The 17,247-nt window shown below is 35.3% G+C and carries 17 protein-coding genes; 13 read left to right on the forward strand and 4 right to left on the reverse strand.

From position 1 onward, the window contains the following. Positions 1-177: 177 nt before the first annotated feature. The 9 genes from opp3b (at position 178) to pepF (ending at position 10,996) form a co-directional block, all read left to right on the forward strand. Positions 178-1,110: an oligopeptide ABC transporter permease gene (gene opp3b, locus NSQ95_RS05180; RefSeq protein WP_169361202.1), complete on the forward strand. Its 933-nt coding sequence runs from the start codon at positions 178-180 to the stop codon at positions 1,108-1,110. Then, the gene (gene opp3C / locus NSQ95_RS05185; protein WP_169361201.1) at positions 1,110-2,129 is read left to right on the forward strand and encodes an oligopeptide ABC transporter permease; all 1,020 of its coding nucleotides are present in this window, start codon (positions 1,110-1,112) and stop codon (positions 2,127-2,129) included. Before opp3b ends, opp3C begins: the two co-directional genes overlap by 1 nt. A 15-nt stretch (positions 2,130-2,144) precedes the next feature. After that, positions 2,145-3,200, forward strand: coding sequence for an ABC transporter ATP-binding protein (locus NSQ95_RS05190; RefSeq protein ID WP_340884584.1), 1,056 nt, complete (start codon positions 2,145-2,147; stop codon positions 3,198-3,200). Further along, positions 3,200-4,141: an ATP-binding cassette domain-containing protein gene (locus NSQ95_RS05195; protein WP_169361199.1), complete on the forward strand. Its 942-nt coding sequence runs from the start codon at positions 3,200-3,202 to the stop codon at positions 4,139-4,141. Before NSQ95_RS05190 ends, NSQ95_RS05195 begins: the two co-directional genes overlap by 1 nt. A 256-nt stretch (positions 4,142-4,397) precedes the next feature. Continuing rightward, positions 4,398-5,615 carry a putative glycoside hydrolase gene (locus NSQ95_RS05200; protein WP_298466625.1) on the forward strand — a complete coding sequence of 406 codons (1,218 nt, stop codon included), beginning with the start codon at positions 4,398-4,400 and terminating at the stop codon, positions 5,613-5,615. Positions 5,616-6,185: 570 nt separating this feature from the next. Then, complete coding sequence (spxA, locus tag NSQ95_RS05205; RefSeq protein ID WP_053590237.1) at positions 6,186-6,581, forward strand: transcriptional regulator SpxA; 396 nt, start codon at positions 6,186-6,188, stop codon at positions 6,579-6,581. 218 nt (positions 6,582-6,799) lie between these two features. Next, positions 6,800-7,465: an adaptor protein MecA gene (mecA, locus tag NSQ95_RS05210; RefSeq protein ID WP_169361197.1), complete on the forward strand. Its 666-nt coding sequence runs from the start codon at positions 6,800-6,802 to the stop codon at positions 7,463-7,465. Between the two features lie 498 nt (positions 7,466-7,963). Continuing rightward, positions 7,964-9,133, forward strand: a complete 1,170-nt coding sequence (locus NSQ95_RS05215) for a competence protein CoiA family protein (RefSeq protein ID WP_169361196.1) — start codon at positions 7,964-7,966, stop codon at positions 9,131-9,133. 48 nt (positions 9,134-9,181) lie between these two features. Continuing rightward, entirely contained in the window at positions 9,182-10,996 is a 1,815-nt protein-coding gene (gene pepF / locus NSQ95_RS05220) for an oligoendopeptidase F (protein ID WP_340884574.1), read from the forward strand. Between the two features lie 734 nt (positions 10,997-11,730). Here the strand turns inward: pepF and NSQ95_RS05225 are convergent. From NSQ95_RS05225 to NSQ95_RS05240, 4 genes are all read right to left on the reverse strand, one after another. Next, the gene (locus tag NSQ95_RS05225; RefSeq protein ID WP_340884572.1) at positions 11,731-12,549 is read right to left on the reverse strand and encodes a ClpXP adapter SpxH family protein; all 819 of its coding nucleotides are present in this window, start codon (positions 12,547-12,549) and stop codon (positions 11,731-11,733) included. Beyond that, positions 12,546-12,944 carry a globin gene (locus NSQ95_RS05230; protein WP_169358857.1) on the reverse strand — a complete coding sequence of 133 codons (399 nt, stop codon included), beginning with the start codon at positions 12,942-12,944 and terminating at the stop codon, positions 12,546-12,548. Before NSQ95_RS05230 ends, NSQ95_RS05225 begins: the two co-directional genes overlap by 4 nt. A 125-nt stretch (positions 12,945-13,069) precedes the next feature. After that, the gene (locus NSQ95_RS05235) at positions 13,070-13,657 is read right to left on the reverse strand and encodes a lytic transglycosylase domain-containing protein (protein ID WP_240949626.1); all 588 of its coding nucleotides are present in this window, start codon (positions 13,655-13,657) and stop codon (positions 13,070-13,072) included. A 48-nt stretch (positions 13,658-13,705) separates the two neighbouring features. Further along, positions 13,706-14,281 (reverse strand): CYTH domain-containing protein, encoded by a 576-nt coding sequence (locus tag NSQ95_RS05240; RefSeq protein ID WP_169358859.1) that lies wholly within the window; start codon positions 14,279-14,281, stop codon positions 13,706-13,708. Between the two features lie 97 nt (positions 14,282-14,378). On the opposite strand from NSQ95_RS05240, the gene NSQ95_RS05245 reads away from it, so the two are divergent. From NSQ95_RS05245 to NSQ95_RS05260, 4 genes are read left to right on the forward strand one after another with little or no spacing between them, the layout of a single operon-like run. Next, the gene (locus NSQ95_RS05245; protein ID WP_340884566.1) at positions 14,379-14,762 is read left to right on the forward strand and encodes a hypothetical protein; all 384 of its coding nucleotides are present in this window, start codon (positions 14,379-14,381) and stop codon (positions 14,760-14,762) included. A 28-nt stretch (positions 14,763-14,790) separates the two neighbouring features. After that, positions 14,791-15,450, forward strand: a complete 660-nt coding sequence (locus NSQ95_RS05250; protein ID WP_340884564.1) for a GTP pyrophosphokinase family protein — start codon at positions 14,791-14,793, stop codon at positions 15,448-15,450. Positions 15,451-15,468: 18 nt separating this feature from the next. Then, positions 15,469-16,272 carry an NAD kinase gene (locus tag NSQ95_RS05255; protein ID WP_340884562.1) on the forward strand — a complete coding sequence of 268 codons (804 nt, stop codon included), beginning with the start codon at positions 15,469-15,471 and terminating at the stop codon, positions 16,270-16,272. After that, positions 16,272-17,186: an RluA family pseudouridine synthase gene (locus NSQ95_RS05260; protein WP_340884560.1), complete on the forward strand. Its 915-nt coding sequence runs from the start codon at positions 16,272-16,274 to the stop codon at positions 17,184-17,186. Before NSQ95_RS05255 ends, NSQ95_RS05260 begins: the two co-directional genes overlap by 1 nt. Positions 17,187-17,247 lie beyond the last annotated feature (61 nt).

Consider the following 17,247-nt stretch of genomic DNA (forward strand, 5'->3'; position numbering starts at 1 on the left):
ATCTCATAAAATGAGAGTATATGTATTCCTTTCGGAACATATACTCTCTTTTTAAATGAGTCGAAATATACGCAATATTTTTACTATAAAATATGATTTTGACAAATTACTATTTTTTTTGTTTAATATATAGATTAGTAAAATTATAATTTATTAAATAATTTAGGAGGTGCAAAGATGGCGAAATATATTTTGCGTCGTGTTTTTTATATGTTTATCACGCTTTTCCTGATTGCGACAGCTACATTCTTCTTAATGAAGACGCTACCAGGATCCCCTATAAGCTCTGCTTCAAAACTATCCCCGTCTCAACTTGAAATAGTGGAAGCGAAATATGGATTAAATGATCCAGTTCCCGTCCAGTATGTAAATTACATGCTTAACTTAGTTCAAGGTGATTTAGGTAACTCGTTTCAGTTCAAAAATGCTGAAGTTACTGATTTGATTTTAAGTCGTATTGGACCATCGTTCCAAATTGGTGCCCAAGGTCTTATTGCCGGAGTACTAGTAGGTATTCTTTTAGGAATGATTGCTGCATTAAAACAAAATACATTTTGGGACTATGGAAGTACCATCATAGCCATTATTGGTATCTCTATACCATCGTTCGTGTTTGCCACAGTATTACAATATTGGTTAGGTGTAAAGTGGGGAATTCTACCGGTAGCTTTATGGAAAGATGGATGGGCCTCAAGTATTATGCCTTCCATTGCATTAGCACTGGGACCACTGGCTACTGCAGCTCGTTTTATAAGAACCGAGATGGTAGAAGTTTTAAGCTCTGATTATATAACATTAGCAAAGTCTAAAGGAGCCAATGGTACTGAAATAGCATTTAAACATGCTTTGCGAAATGCTTTGATTCCGTTAGTGACTGTACTTGGTCCGATGGCAGCAGGATTGTTAACTGGGTCATTAGTAATTGAACAAATCTTTGCTATCCCAGGAATCGGAGAACAATTTGTAAAATCTATTAATGTAAATGACTATTCTATTATTATGGGTACTACGATTTTCTTCTCTGTATTCTTAATTGTTGTAATATTCATTATAGATTTACTTTATGGAATCATTGATCCACGTATTCGTTTGTCAGGAGGTAAAAACTAATGAGTCAAGACTTGAAAAAATTACCTGCTGATTCATTTGATAGAATCCATGTAGATAGCAGTCAAGCGGAGAGAATTTCTAAACCGAGCGTAAGCTTTTGGAAAGATGCTTGGTATCGTATAAGAAAAAATAAAGCTGCTATAGTCAGTGTTTTTATACTAGTATTTATTATTCTTATGTCATTGATTGGTCCATACATTGGCCCTCATGATGCAGAAACACAAACAATTACACATGCTAACTTGCCACCAAAAGTTCCAGGAATCGAAAAGCTTGGAATTATGGACGGATATGGAAACTTGGCAGGTAAAGAAGTCAATTTATATGAATTAAAAAATGTAGATACTTATTATTGGTTTGGAACAGATGGTCTAGGTCGTGATATGTTTGCTCGAGTATGGGAAGGAACTCAGGTGTCACTTTTCATCGCATTCATGGCAGCGCTAATTGACATGGTTATTGGAGTGGCCTATGGAGGTATCTCGGGTTACTACGGTGGACGTGTAGATGATGTTATGCAGCGTATAGTAGAGATTCTAATTGGTATTCCGAATCTAGTAATTGTTATTCTCATGATTATGTTTATGGATCCTGGTATCACGGCAATTATTATTGCCATTACGATAACTGGATGGATAGGTATGTCTCGCGTTGTTCGAGCTCAGGTTTTGAAATATAAAAACCAAGAATTTGTTTTAGCTTCTCGTACGTTAGGTGCTTCAAATAACAGAATCATAACAAAACATATTCTACCAAACGTTTTAAGTATTATTGTTATTAACACGATGTTTACTATACCTGGTGCGATTTTCTTCGAAGCTTTCTTAAGCTTTATCGGGTTAGGATTACAACCGCCTGCAGCTTCTTTAGGTACACTAATTAATGATGGAGTTAAATTACTAAAATTCCAGCCACATATTTTAGTATTCCCAGCTGTAATTATAAGCTTACTAATGCTGTCCTTTAACCTTCTTGGTGATGGTTTAAGAGATGCGCTAGATCCAAAAATGAAAGACTAAAGGAGGAAAGCAAGGATGGATAAAATATTGGAAGTTAAAGATCTAGAGCTTTCCTTCCATACTTTTGCAGGTGAAGTTAAAGCTATTCGTGGTGTTAACTTCGATCTTTTAAAAGGTGAAACACTTGCAATCGTAGGGGAGTCTGGTTCTGGTAAGTCAGTTACAACTAAGGCGATTATGCGTTTATTACCGGAATCAAGCTCTGAATTTAAAAATGGACAGATTCTTTTTAATGGTAAAGATTTAACAAAGCTTACGGATAGAGAAATGCAAAAGATTCGCGGAAAAGATATCTCTATGATTTTCCAAGATCCAATGACTTCTTTAAACCCAACAATGACAATAGGTAAACAAATTATGGAGCCTATTTTAAAGCATCGTAAAGTAAGTAAGGCAGAGGCAAGAAAAATAGCGGTGGATTTATTGCGTCTAGTTGGTATGCCAAAGCCGGAAGCTCGTATAAAACAATATCCTCATCAATTCTCTGGTGGACAGCGTCAACGTATTGTTATAGCTATTGCCCTAGCTTGTAATCCACAGATTCTGATTGCGGATGAACCAACAACGGCATTGGATGTAACAATTCAAGCGCAAATTTTAGAATTAATGAAAGACTTACAAAAGAAAATTGATACATCCATCATCTTTATTACGCATGATTTAGGAGTAGTAGCTAATGTTGCGGACAGAGTAGCTGTAATGTATGGTGGTAAGATTGTGGAAACTGGGACGGTAGATGAAATATTCTATAACCCTCAGCATCCATATACATGGGGCTTGTTAAGCTCTATGCCTTCATTAGATACTGCTGAAGAAAAGCTCTATGCAATTCCAGGAACACCACCCGATTTGTTAAGCCCTCCTAAAGGAGACGCTTTTGCTCTTCGTAGTGACTATGCGATGAAAATAGATATGGAGCAATCTCCTCCATTCTTTAAGGTTAGTGATACGCATTACGCTGCTACATGGTTATTGCATCCCGATGCACCAAAAGTAGAGCCACCTGCTTCTATTGTTGAACGTATGAAAAATTTCCCTGGAAGTCGTTACTACGAAGGGAGTACTAACTAATGGCTGAAAAATTACTAGAAATTAAAAATTTAAAGCAATATTTTAACGAAGGTAAAGAAAATGAAGTTCGTGCAGTAGACGACATTAGCTTTGATATCTATAAAGGTGAAACTTTGGGTTTAGTAGGTGAATCCGGATGTGGTAAGTCTACAACTGGACGAACTATTATTCGACTTTATGATGCTACTGACGGAAAAGTTATTTATGATGGTGTAAACGTACATGATAAAAAATCAAAAAAAGATTTAAAAATCTTTAACCGTAAAATGCAAATGATCTTCCAAGATCCTTACGCATCTTTAAATCCGCGTATGAAAGTTTTGGATATCATAGCAGAAGGTTTAGATATTCATGGCTTAGTTAAAAATCAGACTGAACGTAAGGCGCGAGTAATTGAATTGCTGGAAACAGTGGGTCTTAATAAAGAGCATGCTGAACGTTATCCTCATGAATTCTCTGGTGGTCAGCGTCAACGTTTAGGTATAGCTAGAGCGTTAGCTGTAGATCCTGAATTCATTATTGCGGATGAACCAATATCAGCTTTAGATGTATCTATCCAAGCCCAAGTAGTTAACTTATTAAAAGAATTGCAGGAAGAAAAGGGTTTAACATATCTTTTCATCGCGCATGACCTTTCCATGGTTAAATACATTTCAGATAGAATTGGTGTAATGTATTTCGGTAAATTAGTAGAGCTTGCACCTGCCGAAGAATTATACTCAAATCCATTACATCCATATACGCAGTCTCTATTATCTGCTATCCCGCTTCCAGATCCTAACTATGAGCGTACTCGTGTACGTAAGTCTTATGATCCTTCTTCGCACAAATATACGGATGGGGAAGAAATTGCAATGCGTGAAGTTACACCGGGTCACTTTGTATTTTGTTCTGAAAAGGAATTTAAAGAACTAAAAGCTATATCCCAATCACGTATTTAATAAACCATTAAAAGTAGGCTAATCGAAGAAATTCGAATTAGCCTACTTTTTTTGTCAGAATATATTTTCAAAGTTAAAGCTAAAAATAAGTTATACAAAATTTCTATGCTTATGGAGTAAAAGGGTGAAAAAGAAATAATGATATAGCTGAACATTTAGATTAATTATAATTTTTATTGTAATATTAGACGTATGTACTCTTTTCATCGTACGATATAGTTGTTAGAATGTTAGACGTAAAGAAAGGGAGACGGTTATGAAACAAAAATTATTAACAGTAATTTCTGGTATTATGCTAGGTGTTTTAATGATGACACCATTCGAAGTTTCAGCTGAAACAAAAGCTTTCTCGAAGGATTTTACATCGAAGGAATTTGGCTTTAATTCAATAGAGGAAACGTTAGTATCCTCTTCTAAGCTATTTGTCTATGACTCCGGACTTACTTTTAACTATCCTGATGCGGTAAGAGGAGTGTACGTGACGGGTCACTCAGCAGGCGGTTCAAGGTTTAATCAATTAGTAGAGCTAATGGATAATACTGAGTTAAACGCTATGGTCATCGATATTAAAGATGATTTTGGGAACCTAACTTATAAGCCTAAAGAGGATTCACCTTTGTTCAAGTATGAAATTGGAAAACCATACATAAAAGATCTTAGAGGAATTCTAGAAGTGATGGAGAAAAAAGAGATTTATCCGATTGCCCGCGTTGTTGTTTTTAAAGACACGGAACTAGCGGAAAGAAAGCCAGAATTATCATTTGTTGAAAATGGTTCCGTTTGGAAGAATGGAAGAGGCGAAGCTTTTGTTAATCCATTTATGCAAGAAGTATGGGATTACAATGTAGAAGTTGCAATTGAAGCAGCGAAAATGGGATTTAAGGAAGTTCAGTTTGACTATGTACGCTTTCCAGAAGGATTTGAAAAAAGAGACACTACATTAGAATATGGTAAGGGAAAATATGAGGCATCTGAGTTGGACTCAACCCAGCGTAGAGTTTCAGCAGTAACTGACTTTGTTGCTTATGCTAGAGAAAAATTAAAGCCATATGGTGTACAAGTGTCTGTTGATATATTTGGATACTCCGCAACACTACCAGAAGCTCCAGGTATCGGACAAAATTTCTCGAAGATATCGGAAAATGTAGATGTCATTTCATCCATGATTTATCCAAGTCATTGGACATCTTATTTTGGGATTGCGAAACCGGATTTAGAACCATACCGTCTTGTCCAAGAATACGCTAAGGTTGAGAATGCCAAGCTAGGAGAGCTAGAAAACCCTCCAGTGTCCAGACCTTGGTTACAAGATTTTACTGCTTCTTATCTAGGTAAGGGGAATTACTTAGTATATGGTAAGACCGAGGTAGAGGCTCAAATAAAGGCATTAAACGAAGCCGGTATTAACGAATTCTTATTATGGAATGCCGGGAATAAATATACACCAGGTGTAGATTATACACCAGTTAACTAATGTGACAAGTGTCTAGGATTAAAAGCTCCCAAGATTTTACGAAAGTAAAATTTAGGGAGCTTTTGCTTTTTTACTATCTGCTATTTTGATAGGATACTTCCATACAGTTGCTTAAAGCGACAACAATGGGGGAAATTAAAACTATAGATGTACGTGATATCCAATCCAACTGACTATTCGATCATTTTACTTAAAAAATGAGCAAACGCGCCTTAATTACAACATAAAATGAAACTTTTTTTCATGAAAAACGTACTATATAGTGTAACAGTTGTTTTCATTAAAGAACTGCTAATTGAGAATGAATATTTTTTAGAAAATATGGTTTAAATGCTTTTAAAAAAGGGTATCATTGTATTAAAGAAACATTATTATTCTAAAAATGTATCAGGTTGTTCATTATATGGACAAATTGTAAATACTCTTTATAAGTGAGAAAATTTCTGGAAAAATGTATTTTAAATACTTATTAATTAGTGTATACTATAAAAGTGCTAAACTACATTAAATTAATTATAATCTACTTTATATAACACAAGTAACAATCGAGAGGAAGTGTTTTTTAATATGATGGTTACATTATTTACTTCTCCAAGCTGTACTTCATGTAGAAAAGCAAAAGCCTGGTTAGAAGAGCATGACATTCCTTACACAGAAAGAAATATCTTTTCTGAACCATTAAGTATCAGTGAAATTAAAGAAATACTACGTATGACCGAAGACGGTACAGACGAAATAATATCTACTCGTTCAAAAATATTCCAAAAATTAAACGTTGATGTGGAGAGCCTACCACTTCAAAGGTTATATGAATTAATTCAAGAATATCCAGGTTTACTTCGTAGACCTATCATATTAGACGAAAAACGTTTACAAGTTGGATACAATGAAGATGAAATTCGAAGATTTTTACCTAGAAAAGTTCGTGCGTATCAATTACTAGAAGCGCAAAGACTTGTGAATTAGTTCAGGATTAAGCTGATGATTTTCAAAGAAATTTTGAAAATCATCAGCTTTTCTTTATTAGTTTTTCTTGCCTCATGTTATAATTTTTAAAAACATAAAAAGTTGTATTAATATTTTTAAAAGTGAAGCTGGAATCCTTTTCTTTTTTTATTAAACAACATACAATAGTAATAGACACTACAATAATGAGGCGGAAGAAGCGAAAGGAGATGTGTTAAATGGATATCGAGCGCATCAATGACAACACTTTCAAAGTATACATTTCATACATCGACATTGAAGAAAGAGGCTTCAGCCGAGATGAAATATGGTTTAATAAAGATAAGAGCGAGCAGCTTTTTTGGGAAATGATGGATGAGGTTCATGATGATGATCATTTTGAGGAGTTAGATGGTCCCTTATGGATACAAGTTCATGCGATGGAAAAAGGTTTAGAAGTGATTGTCACTCGAACGGAAATGGCAAAAGATGAACGATCAGACGATAGCTTAAGTGCAGAGGATTTATCAAACAAGATATTTAAAAGTGCTGTCTCCAATTCCATGGGGCCACATGAGTTTGATGATTTTTCAAATTATATGGATGACTTAGATGAAATACCCGCAGAATATACTTTTATATTCGAAAATTTTGAAGATGTTATTGGATTGTCCAAAAAACTTGATGATTTAGATCTTGACACTTCTTTATATCATTATAATGAAAAATATTACTTACACGTAATTTTTGATATGGATATGGTGGAGTTAGAAGTTATTTTAAATACGTTGAGTGTTATTTCAGAGTTTGGGCAAAGCACAAAAACAACAATTCACATAATACAAGAGTATGGCAAAGAAATTATAGCAGCCAATGTGATGGAAGAATTAAATAAACATTTTTAAAACCTTCTGAAAAGAAGGTTTTTTTGTTTTAAAAATTTGGCTATGTTAAAGGGTAGGGTTGATTTATAATCCAAAGAAATCTTAGATCAGAGAGTAGAATTGATTTCCGCCCCAGCCGGACGCTTTCCGTGGGGTGAGCGATAAGCCATAACCCGTCGCTAACGCGCGCGGTTGTGATGTCTTATCTGTCTCACTCATCCCACTGGAGTCGCCGTCTGTCGCTCCAATCAATAAATAGGAACAGCTTTAGCATTAATAAAGAACTAATAAATTTACTCGCATAAACAAAGCTAAAAAACTGTCACCAACCCCATTTTCATCATCTATTTATGTTCTTAATAGCCATTTGAAAGTTCAATTGTTTATGTTTACAGTCACTATAAAAAAAAGAATTGTTAGTCAAAATCAACTAGTAACTTTAACGAAGCTAAAAATTTTAACCTCATACCATTATGATTTTGATTATTGTGTTTTATTTCTTTTATTTGTATATTAAGAATGGAGGTGATTATCATATTAACAGCCCTAACAAAGGACGGCGAAATCTTCATACCAGCTCATTATTCAAGAGACAGTTTAAAAATGATGAGACAAAATGTCTATAATTGTGCTGAATGTAAAGAGACGCTTATTTTAAAAGTCGGCAACATCAAAATTCCTCATTTTGCTCATCAACATAATACCGTTTGTGCACAGTCATTTTCAGAAGGGGAAAGTGAAGATCATCTGAGAGGGAAAATTCAACTGTACGATTTTTTGCAAAGTAAAAAAGTACCTTGTAATTTGGAACCATTTATTTTAGATATTAAGCAAAGGCCGGATATTTTAATCTTTACAGACAATATAAAGGTTGCACTGGAGTATCAGTGTAGTAAAATACCCACTAGCATCATACGAAAGCGTAATAAAGGCTATATGCAGGTCCATATCAAACCACTTTGGGTTTTAAAAACCCCTAACCCACTGGATTTTCCCCTTCAGCAAATTGGTTCCATGAAGATTTCTGCTTTTCAAACAGAACTTTTATATCATAGTATGAATGGTAAAGTTCTAATCACGTACTGTCCTCAAACCAAATCCTTTTCCTATATTTCTAATCTCCTTTATCTATATTCCAATCATTTTATCGTAAAAATTAATAGGCTACCCATTACTATGCAAACATGGCCTTTAGCTATGGTTAAAACAATTACTGAGCACGAGTTTCAGACTTATTTAAAACTCTACCAAGATAAGAGAATGAAACGTTTAAAAAATTTATATCTATATAACCGTAAAGGTATTCAATCTTCCTTTTTACAGGTGTGCTATAAGTGGAGAATAAATCCTATAAATCTTCCTTTGTTTATTGGGGTACCGTCTTATGGGGCTGATGCGTTTGATGAGCATGCCTGTGAATGGCAGCTGCAGTGGATCGATTTTTTACTAGGCAATAGTCTGATGTTAGACACGATTACCGACCAACACTATCGCTATTTCTTACTGGTTCATCGTTGGAAGGATCCCAATCGATTAGTAATGCGGATAAAGGCTTTAAAAGCGTATGTAGCGATTCTCTTGGAATGCTTAGATATACCGAAACAACTTCACCTAGAGAGTACATGCAACTATACCAAAATGCATAAATTACTTTATAACCAATTCCTTGCAAAAGGAGCTGAAAATTGAGAAAATAGAATTGGTTCGTAGTTCGAAACAATAGGAGGAGAGAGTATTTTGACAGCAGATACAAAAAATAAAATCTTAACAAGAAGTGAAGTAGATGAACGTCTTACTTGGAAGTTGGAGGATATATTTTCTACTGAAGCGGATTGGGAAAAAGAATTTAAGGAAGTAGCGGAGTTAGCTAAAAAAGCCTCTTCTTATCAAGGAACAATAAGTTCTGGACCAGAAGCATTATTAGAAGTTTTAACATATCGTGACGAGCTAACTAGCCGATTACGTAAGCTATATACTTATGCTCATATGCGTAATGATCAAGATACTTCAAATAGTAAATACCAGGCTTTAGATAGCCGTATAAAGTCTTTATACGTAAAAGTTTCCACAGAGCTTTCGTTTTTAGTACCAGAGATATTGTCTTTAGATGAAACGGTACTAGGAAATTATCTAAAAGAAAACAACGACCTTCAAGTATATAAACAAATGCTAGAAGAGATAAACAAAGAACGTCCACATGTACTTCCAAAAGAGCAAGAGGCACTACTTGCTCAGTTTTCTGAAGTGACCGGGGCATCAGCAGATACTTTCGGTAAGTTAAACAATGCAGATTTGGAATTCCCCTTCATTAAGGATGAGAATGGCAATGAAGTACAACTTACACATGGTCGCTATAGTAGATTTTTAGAAAGTGAAGATCGACGAGTGCGTGAGGATGCATTTAAGGGTATGTACGAAACCTATGGTAAATTTAAAAATACATTTGCGTCTACTTTGAGTGGGAATATCAAAGCAGATAATGTTAATGCAAAGATCAGAAACTATTCATCTGCTAGAGAAGCTGCTTTATCAGCTAACCACATCCCTGAATCGGTTTATGATAACTTAGTGGAAACGGTTAACAAAAATGTACATTTACTTCATCGATATGTCAGTCTTCGTAAAAAAGTTCTAGGTGTAGATGAGTTACATATGTATGATTTGTACACACCACTTGTCAAAGAATTGAAAATGGAGTATACGTATGAAGAGGCTTGTGCTGTAATGCTAGAGAGCTTTAAACCATTAGGTGAGGAATATGTATCTATCGTTAAAAAAGGTCTTGAGAGCCGTTGGGTAGATGTTGTAGAGACGAAAGGAAAGCGTTCTGGTGCCTATTCATCCGGTACTTATGGAACTAATCCTTATATTTTAATGAACTGGCAAGATAACGTAAATAACTTATTTACACTTACTCATGAGTTTGGACATAGTATTCATAGCTATTATACTAGGGAAAATCAACCGTATGTGTATGGGGACTATTCTATATTCGTTGCAGAGGTAGCGTCAACTTGTAACGAGGCTTTGTTAAATGATCATTTACTAAAAACAATAGAAGATCCTAAGAAACGTATTTATTTACTAAACCATTGGCTTGAAGGGTTTAGAGGGACAGTATTTAGACAAACCATGTTTGCGGAGTTTGAGCATATCATTCATCAATTAGACCAAGATGGAGAAGCATTAACAGCTGATAAGTTTACAGAGGTGTATTACGAGCTAAACAAGAAATATTTTGGTGACGATATTGTTATAGATGAGCAAATTGGTTTAGAATGGTCTAGAATTCCTCACTTCTATTACAATTACTATGTATATCAATATGCAACTGGCCTAAGTGCCGCTACTGCACTGAGCAATCAAATCTTGTCTGAAGGACAGCCAGCGGTTGATCGTTATATTAATGAGTTCCTTAAAGCTGGGTGCTCAGATTATCCAATCGAAGTTTTGAAAAAAGCTGGAGTAGATATGAACACAGCTTCTCCAATTGAAGAGGCTTGTAAAGTATTTGAAGAAAAACTAAATGAATTAGAGCAGTTACTGAGCTAATTAGACAAAGCCATCTCTTAATAGAAGAGGTGGCTTTTACTCGAATGGAAAAATATAAATTCTAGGATAATGTTTGACGAATTTGTGAAAGTGAAGTACAAGGAGTTGTTTTTATTACTGGAGCATGCTAAAGTAAGAGTGTGAAATAAATCACAAGATAACATACACCCCTTTGTTTGAACGTGAACATTTCTCCCATCCCCTTTGTAAAAAACCCTTTCCTAATTGAGGAAAGGGTTTTTTCTTTTGGCTATGTTAAAGTTATTGGTTAATTTTGATTAACAATTCTTTTTTATAGTGACTGTAAACATAAACAAAGGAACTTTCAAATGGCTATTAAGAACTTAAATAGATGATGAAATTGGGGTTGGTGACAGTTTTTCAGCTTTGTTTATGCGAGTAAATTTATTAGCGCTTTATCGATGCTAAAGCTGTTCCGGTTTATTGATTGGAGCCCCAGACGGCGACTCCAGTGAGATGTGTGAACAGATAAGCCATCACAACCTCATGCGTAAGCGATGGGTGATACGCGGAAAGCGTCCAGTTGGAGTGGAAACCAATTTACTTTCCGATTTAGAAATTTATTTGCATCATAGATCAAGCCTAGCCTTTTCTTTATATAAAATCTAAAGCAGTATATGGCAATAGCTATGGCTCATTAACCGAGGGGAAAAGCTCTTTTATTACATAATAAAAGGCTGTAAACAAGTGTTTACAGCCGATGAATAATCTATTTATCTATTTTTTAAACGCCAAACTACTAGATTTGGAAGTACGATTCTTTCAACCTCTTGACGCAATAAAAGCTTTTTTAATTCACATTCAGCTTGTTGCATCGTTAAACCGTAGTAATCAGCTATTTCCTTAGTAGTCAATGAATGAAATCGATTTAATAATTTATCAAGTCCGGGTGGATCTTGTCTTTTGGGAGAAGCATTTAACATCTCCTGTAAAATTTGTACATATATATCATAAGGATAAGTGCCAGAAATTTTGATGCCTTCATCTTCAATGTTTTCATTAAAAAATACAACCGTTGGGAACGTATCAACTTCCATTTCACAAGTGATGGATAAATCACTTTGGAAGGAGCGTAAACATTCCTGAGACTGGAAGTCACGTGTAAATTCCTCTACATCAATTTTCGCTTCATATGCAAGCTCCTGTAATACCGAAAAAGAAGTTACATTTTTTGTTTGAAGGAATAGATATTCCTGTATTTTATTAAAAAAACGAAGTCCAGCTTTTTTTCCTTGAAATTCTGCTGCTTTTACTGCAATAGAAGGCAATACAGAATGCTGAATATATGGATAGTTGATATCATCTTCAACTGTTCCTTTGGAAAAAACGCAGGCAGTATTTAAATTGTTTAGTCTTGTACTAAGCACTGTTCGAATAGTAAAGTACTGCCCATACTCCACTTGTAATTTTCTAATAATCGGTTGCAAATCCCAACAAGCAGAACAAAGCGGATCTAAAAACATATACATTTCAAGTGGCTTGTTTGTAATAGGAGCATTGATCGGCTCAACAGGAATTTGTATTCTTGTCACATCTTTTCCTCCTCATGACTCATTTGATTGACCATGTGGTTGGCAGTAAGTACAAGTCTTCTATATAAATCATGACGCACCTTTCCATCAAGTTCGACTTCGTCCATTGCATCTGACATACAGCTGAGCCAAGCTTCTGCACGTTCTGGTGTGATAGAGAAAGGGTTATGGCGCATCTTTAGCATGGGATGGCCATGTTCTTCTGAATATATGTTTGGTCCCCCAAGGTATTGGGTTAAAAATTGTTTTTGTTTACGCGCTGTTTCCGTTAAATCTTCAGGAAATATTGGCTTTAGCTTTGGATGTTTTGCTACTTTGCTATAAAACGTATCAACAAGGAGTGATAATTTATCTGCACCTATCTCGTCATATGGTAAAATCGGCTTCTGGGTCATAGTTGTTTACTCCTTTGCTTTAGCACTAAATACATTTTAGCAATCAAATACGAATATCTCAAACAATTAGACTGTAATCAGAAACAATATAGAAAAAACGACCAATTTTGGCGGTCGTTTATACGTCAAGCTAAGAAATTATTTAGAACTTTTTTCACATAATTTTCTGTTTCCTTATAGGGAGGAATTCCGTCGAATTTTTTAACTGATCCTGGTCCGGCATTATAAGCGGCCAGCGCTTTTTCTATATTACCATCAAATTGCTCTAACATCTGTTTCAGGTATTTTGTTCCACCCATGATGTTTTGCTCTGGATCCAGAATGTTTTGTACACCTAAATACTTAGCTGTGCCTGGCATAAGTTGCATTAAGCCAGATGCCCCAGCAGAGCTAATTGCACTAGGATTAAAATTCGACTCTTGTTTGATGACAGAAGAAATTAATTTTGCTGGCACATTATATGCGTCAGAAGCTTTGTTTATGATTTCTTCTATTGATGAGGGGTTACCTACAGAAACTTTCATAGACTGGTAGGAATTATTTATACCGTTTTCGGGTATATAAACAGGTGAGTCACCACTATAGAAAAGGGAATCGAAAGTAGTTGTGGGACCCCCAATAGATGTTTCTTGTAGAACCTGTCCAAGCATTTCTGAAAAAAGGGAAGAAGCGTTGTTAGTTTGAGAACTTTGGACACTTCCCAATGTTTGCATAGCATTAATATCCATTAACGTTTTTAGTGACTTTATATCTATAAAGCATCAACCTTTCAAAGAATTCATAGCCTTTACAAGACGTGCAATCTTTTTATCGGTCGAACGAAGGGGGATTTGATGTTTTTTCAATAATTCATAAAAGAATTTTTGCCCTTTTTCGACATCTTTACTTTCATATTCTACCTCATAATCTTCAGTATGACTATATGAGGAGTGGTCTAAGAAAAGTATGCCTTCCTCCAGCTTCAATTGAGCACGATTAGTCTCTATACTACCAAAGCAAGAAAGGGATTTAGAAGCAATCAGCTCATCAATGAAAGCGATAGAAGGAAAAATTGCTTGGTTAATGATTAAATCTCTTTGCTCATCCGTTACTAAAATTGTTTGCTCATTCATCACGTGCTTTTTTACTGGTGATTTTAGGGTAAGTTCATTTCGATCTTCCAACACTCTTAAGCGAAAGCCCATATGATTATTTTTAAAATATTGGTCAGGTGTATCAAAATAATAGTTTATTTGACTTTGAAAATGCTTAGGCTCGATATGGAAAAAGTCTGTCAAACTCATGAATTCTTCTTTCGTTAATAAGTTTTTAAATTCAATCTCTTGTTCAGATAACATAGTCTCACACCTTTCATATTATTTCATTATAGACGGTTTCCAATGAGTTTCAATATGTTAAAATAGTTACAGAATAGACAGAAGGGAACGATGTGTTTTGCCTATTACATTTCAAGTACAAAGTGGCGTGCAACTAGAAAATGATATTCGGTTTACTTTAGAGGATGTGCCTAAAGGGTTAAATATAAAAGCTGGCGGACAAATGATTACAGATTCTGATTCTTTAGCTTTCGTATATTTATTAGAAGGAGATAGCGAATATCACTATCTTAAATTTGGTCAGGATGTATGGCCATTACTAGTTAATACTTTAAAAGCTACCGAGGATCCTATTTTACAAATTGGAGACCAAAGGGTCGTTTTAGTGAAGTTTAAAGAAGAGTTAGAGATGCTAATTTTCAATATAGAAGGCAATGATAACTACGGAGCAGAATTTGCTCAAGCCGTTGAAAATGCTTTTAAAGAAATTTTAAAAGCATAATAAGTGTTCAAAGTGGAGGTTTAGTAGTATGGGCCAATGGGAACGTTTTTTAGAGCCGTATAAGCAGGCAGTTGATGAGTTAAAAGTTAAAATGAAAGGTATGCGGACTCAATTTGATATTGAGAATACTAACTCCCCTATTGAATTTGTAACTGGTCGGGTTAAACCACTGGCTAGTATATATGATAAGTCATTAGAAAAGGGAATTGTATTTGAACCTTCTGCAACACTTGCAAGAGAAATCCCAGACATTGCTGGACTTCGAATGATGTGTCAATTCGTAGATGATATAGAAACCGTTATCCAATTACTCCGTAGTAGAAAAGATATGACTATTATTGAAGAAAGAGATTATGTTAGTCATAAAAAGCAAAGTGGCTATCGATCCTTTCATGTCATCATTGAATACCCTGTACAGACAATTCACGGTGAGGTTACTATATTAGCGGAAATTCAAATTCGTACATTAGCAATGAATTTTTGGGCATCCATAGAGCATTCGCTAAACTACAAATATAAAGGTGTGTTTCCAGAAGAAATTAAAACCAGGCTGCAATATGCCGCAGAGGCCGCATTTCGTTTAGATGAAGAGATGTCACTTATTCGAGGTGAGATTCAGGAAGCACAAAAATATTTTAGTGAGAACAAGGAACAATCCCCACCTCACATAAAAGAAGAAAAAATATAAAAGAGAGGCCGTGGTACAATGAATTTCTTTATACAGTCTCGAAATGATGAACTATCCAATCAATTAATGGAAACTGCTAAAATGTACCTTACAGATTTTGGACTAACTTTAAATGAAGAGAATCCTGATATCGTTCTTTCCATCGGTGGTGACGGGACATTATTGCATGCTTTTCATAAGTACAAGCATATGACAGATTCTGTTGCATTTGTTGGTATTCACACAGGGCATCTTGGTTTTTATGCGGATTGGAAACCTTCAGAAATAGAAAAACTAGTTATTAGTATTGCCAAAAAAGAATTTAAAGTTATCGAATATCCATTACTTGAAGTAACGATTAACTATAAGCATGGAGAAGATAGCTCTGTTTATTTGGCATTAAACGAATCGACAGTGAAATCTCCAGACGTTACCCTTGTGATGGATGTGGAGCTAAACGGTAGCTTATTCGAGCGATTTAGAGGAGATGGCTTATGTATGTCCACTCCATCAGGAAGTACTGCTTACAATAAAGCACTAGGAGGAGCAATAGTACATCCTTCTTTAGAGGCTATGCAGCTAGCTGAAATTGCTTCCATTAATAATCGAGTGTTCCGTACGGTTGGTTCTTCTTTAGTGTTGCCTAAGCATCATACCTGTTTACTAAGACCAGTGAATGGTCCAGATTTTATGGTGACTGTCGATCATCTACACCTGCTACATAAGGACGTTGCCTCTATTGAATATAAGGTCGCAGAAGAAAAAGTTCGTTTTGCTAGATTCCGTGCCTTTCCTTTTTGGACTAGAGTGCATGACAGCTTTATAGATAGTGACTTAAAATAATGATGGAAAATAGAATACAGCTTTCCTTCACTGTGGACAAATCACTTCTACTAAGAGAAGCGATTAGCCAATATGGCATATCAAAAAAAGCCCTTACTAGTATTAAGTTTGAAGGTGGTCAAATTATAGTAAATGGGGAAGAAAAAACAGTTAGACATACACTTGAAAAAGGTGACCTCGTAACTATTGTGTTTCCTAAAGAGAAAAAAAGCGAAGGCTTAATAGCCGAGGAAATGTATTTTCCTATATTATTTGAAGATGAACATTTACTTGTTATATCTAAAAAGGATGGGATAAGTACAATTCCTTCTCGTGAGCATCCTACGGGAACAATAGCAAATGGGATTGCTGGTTACCTTGAAAAGAATTCATCTGTTTCCACCGTACATATCGTGACTAGGCTGGACAAGGATACGTCGGGCATTGTCTGTATTGCAAAACATCGTCATGCTCATCACTTAATGAGTGAAATGCAAAAGGCTGGATCTATTTATAGAACCTATGAGGCAATTGTTCATGGCAGTGTAGAACAAGATTCTTTCCTTATCGATGCCCCAATAGGCCGAAAGGATACCAGCATTATTGAGCGAAGGATTGACCCAGAAGGTAAGCAAGCTAAGACGTCTGTAGAAGTAATAAAAAGATTTACTGTTAATGGTGAAAATCTGACTCATGTAAGGTTGAAGCTTTTTACCGGTAGGACTCACCAAATAAGAGTACATATGATGTCAGTGGGGCACCCATTAATAGGTGACGATCTGTATGGAGGAAGTTTGGCTATAATGACTCGTCAGGCATTACATGCTAAGCAACTAAAATTGGTGCATCCATTTACAAAACAAGCTTTAACGATAGAAGATGAATATCCTATGGATATGGCGGCGGTTTTGGAAAAAGCTACGATAGATAAATGAGTAAATAAACTCAAAATAAATACTGGATGAAAACAAGGGGGGGGTGAATCAAATCGCTGCC

Origin of the sequence: Psychrobacillus sp. FSL W7-1457 (assembly GCF_038593405.1) — a bacterium.
Classification (GTDB): Bacteria; Bacillota; Bacilli; order Bacillales_A; family Planococcaceae; genus Psychrobacillus.

What these genes read in the sequence shown, in the direction of transcription:
- opp3b (WP_169361202.1), top strand. Translation starts at nt 178, where the DNA reads ATGGCGAAATATATTTTGCGTCGTGTTTTTTATATGTTTATCACGCTT.
- opp3C (WP_169361201.1), top strand. Translation starts at nt 1,110, where the DNA reads ATGAGTCAAGACTTGAAAAAATTACCTGCTGATTCATTTGATAGAATC.
- NSQ95_RS05190 (WP_340884584.1), top strand. Translation starts at nt 2,145, where the DNA reads ATGGATAAAATATTGGAAGTTAAAGATCTAGAGCTTTCCTTCCATACT.
- NSQ95_RS05195 (WP_169361199.1), top strand. Translation starts at nt 3,200, where the DNA reads ATGGCTGAAAAATTACTAGAAATTAAAAATTTAAAGCAATATTTTAAC.
- NSQ95_RS05200 (WP_298466625.1), top strand. Translation starts at nt 4,398, where the DNA reads ATGAAACAAAAATTATTAACAGTAATTTCTGGTATTATGCTAGGTGTT.
- spxA (WP_053590237.1), top strand. Translation starts at nt 6,186, where the DNA reads ATGGTTACATTATTTACTTCTCCAAGCTGTACTTCATGTAGAAAAGCA.
- mecA (WP_169361197.1), top strand. Translation starts at nt 6,800, where the DNA reads ATGGATATCGAGCGCATCAATGACAACACTTTCAAAGTATACATTTCA.
- NSQ95_RS05215 (WP_169361196.1), top strand. Translation starts at nt 7,964, where the DNA reads ATGGAGGTGATTATCATATTAACAGCCCTAACAAAGGACGGCGAAATC.
- NSQ95_RS05230 (WP_169358857.1), bottom strand. Translation starts at nt 12,944, where the DNA reads ATGACCCAGAAGCCGATTTTACCATATGACGAGATAGGTGCAGATAAA.
- NSQ95_RS05235 (WP_240949626.1), bottom strand. Translation starts at nt 13,657, where the DNA reads ATGCAAACATTGGGAAGTGTCCAAAGTTCTCAAACTAACAACGCTTCT.
- NSQ95_RS05240 (WP_169358859.1), bottom strand. Translation starts at nt 14,281, where the DNA reads ATGTTATCTGAACAAGAGATTGAATTTAAAAACTTATTAACGAAAGAA.
- NSQ95_RS05250 (WP_340884564.1), top strand. Translation starts at nt 14,791, where the DNA reads ATGGGCCAATGGGAACGTTTTTTAGAGCCGTATAAGCAGGCAGTTGAT.
- NSQ95_RS05255 (WP_340884562.1), top strand. Translation starts at nt 15,469, where the DNA reads ATGAATTTCTTTATACAGTCTCGAAATGATGAACTATCCAATCAATTA.
- NSQ95_RS05260 (WP_340884560.1), top strand. Translation starts at nt 16,272, where the DNA reads ATGATGGAAAATAGAATACAGCTTTCCTTCACTGTGGACAAATCACTT.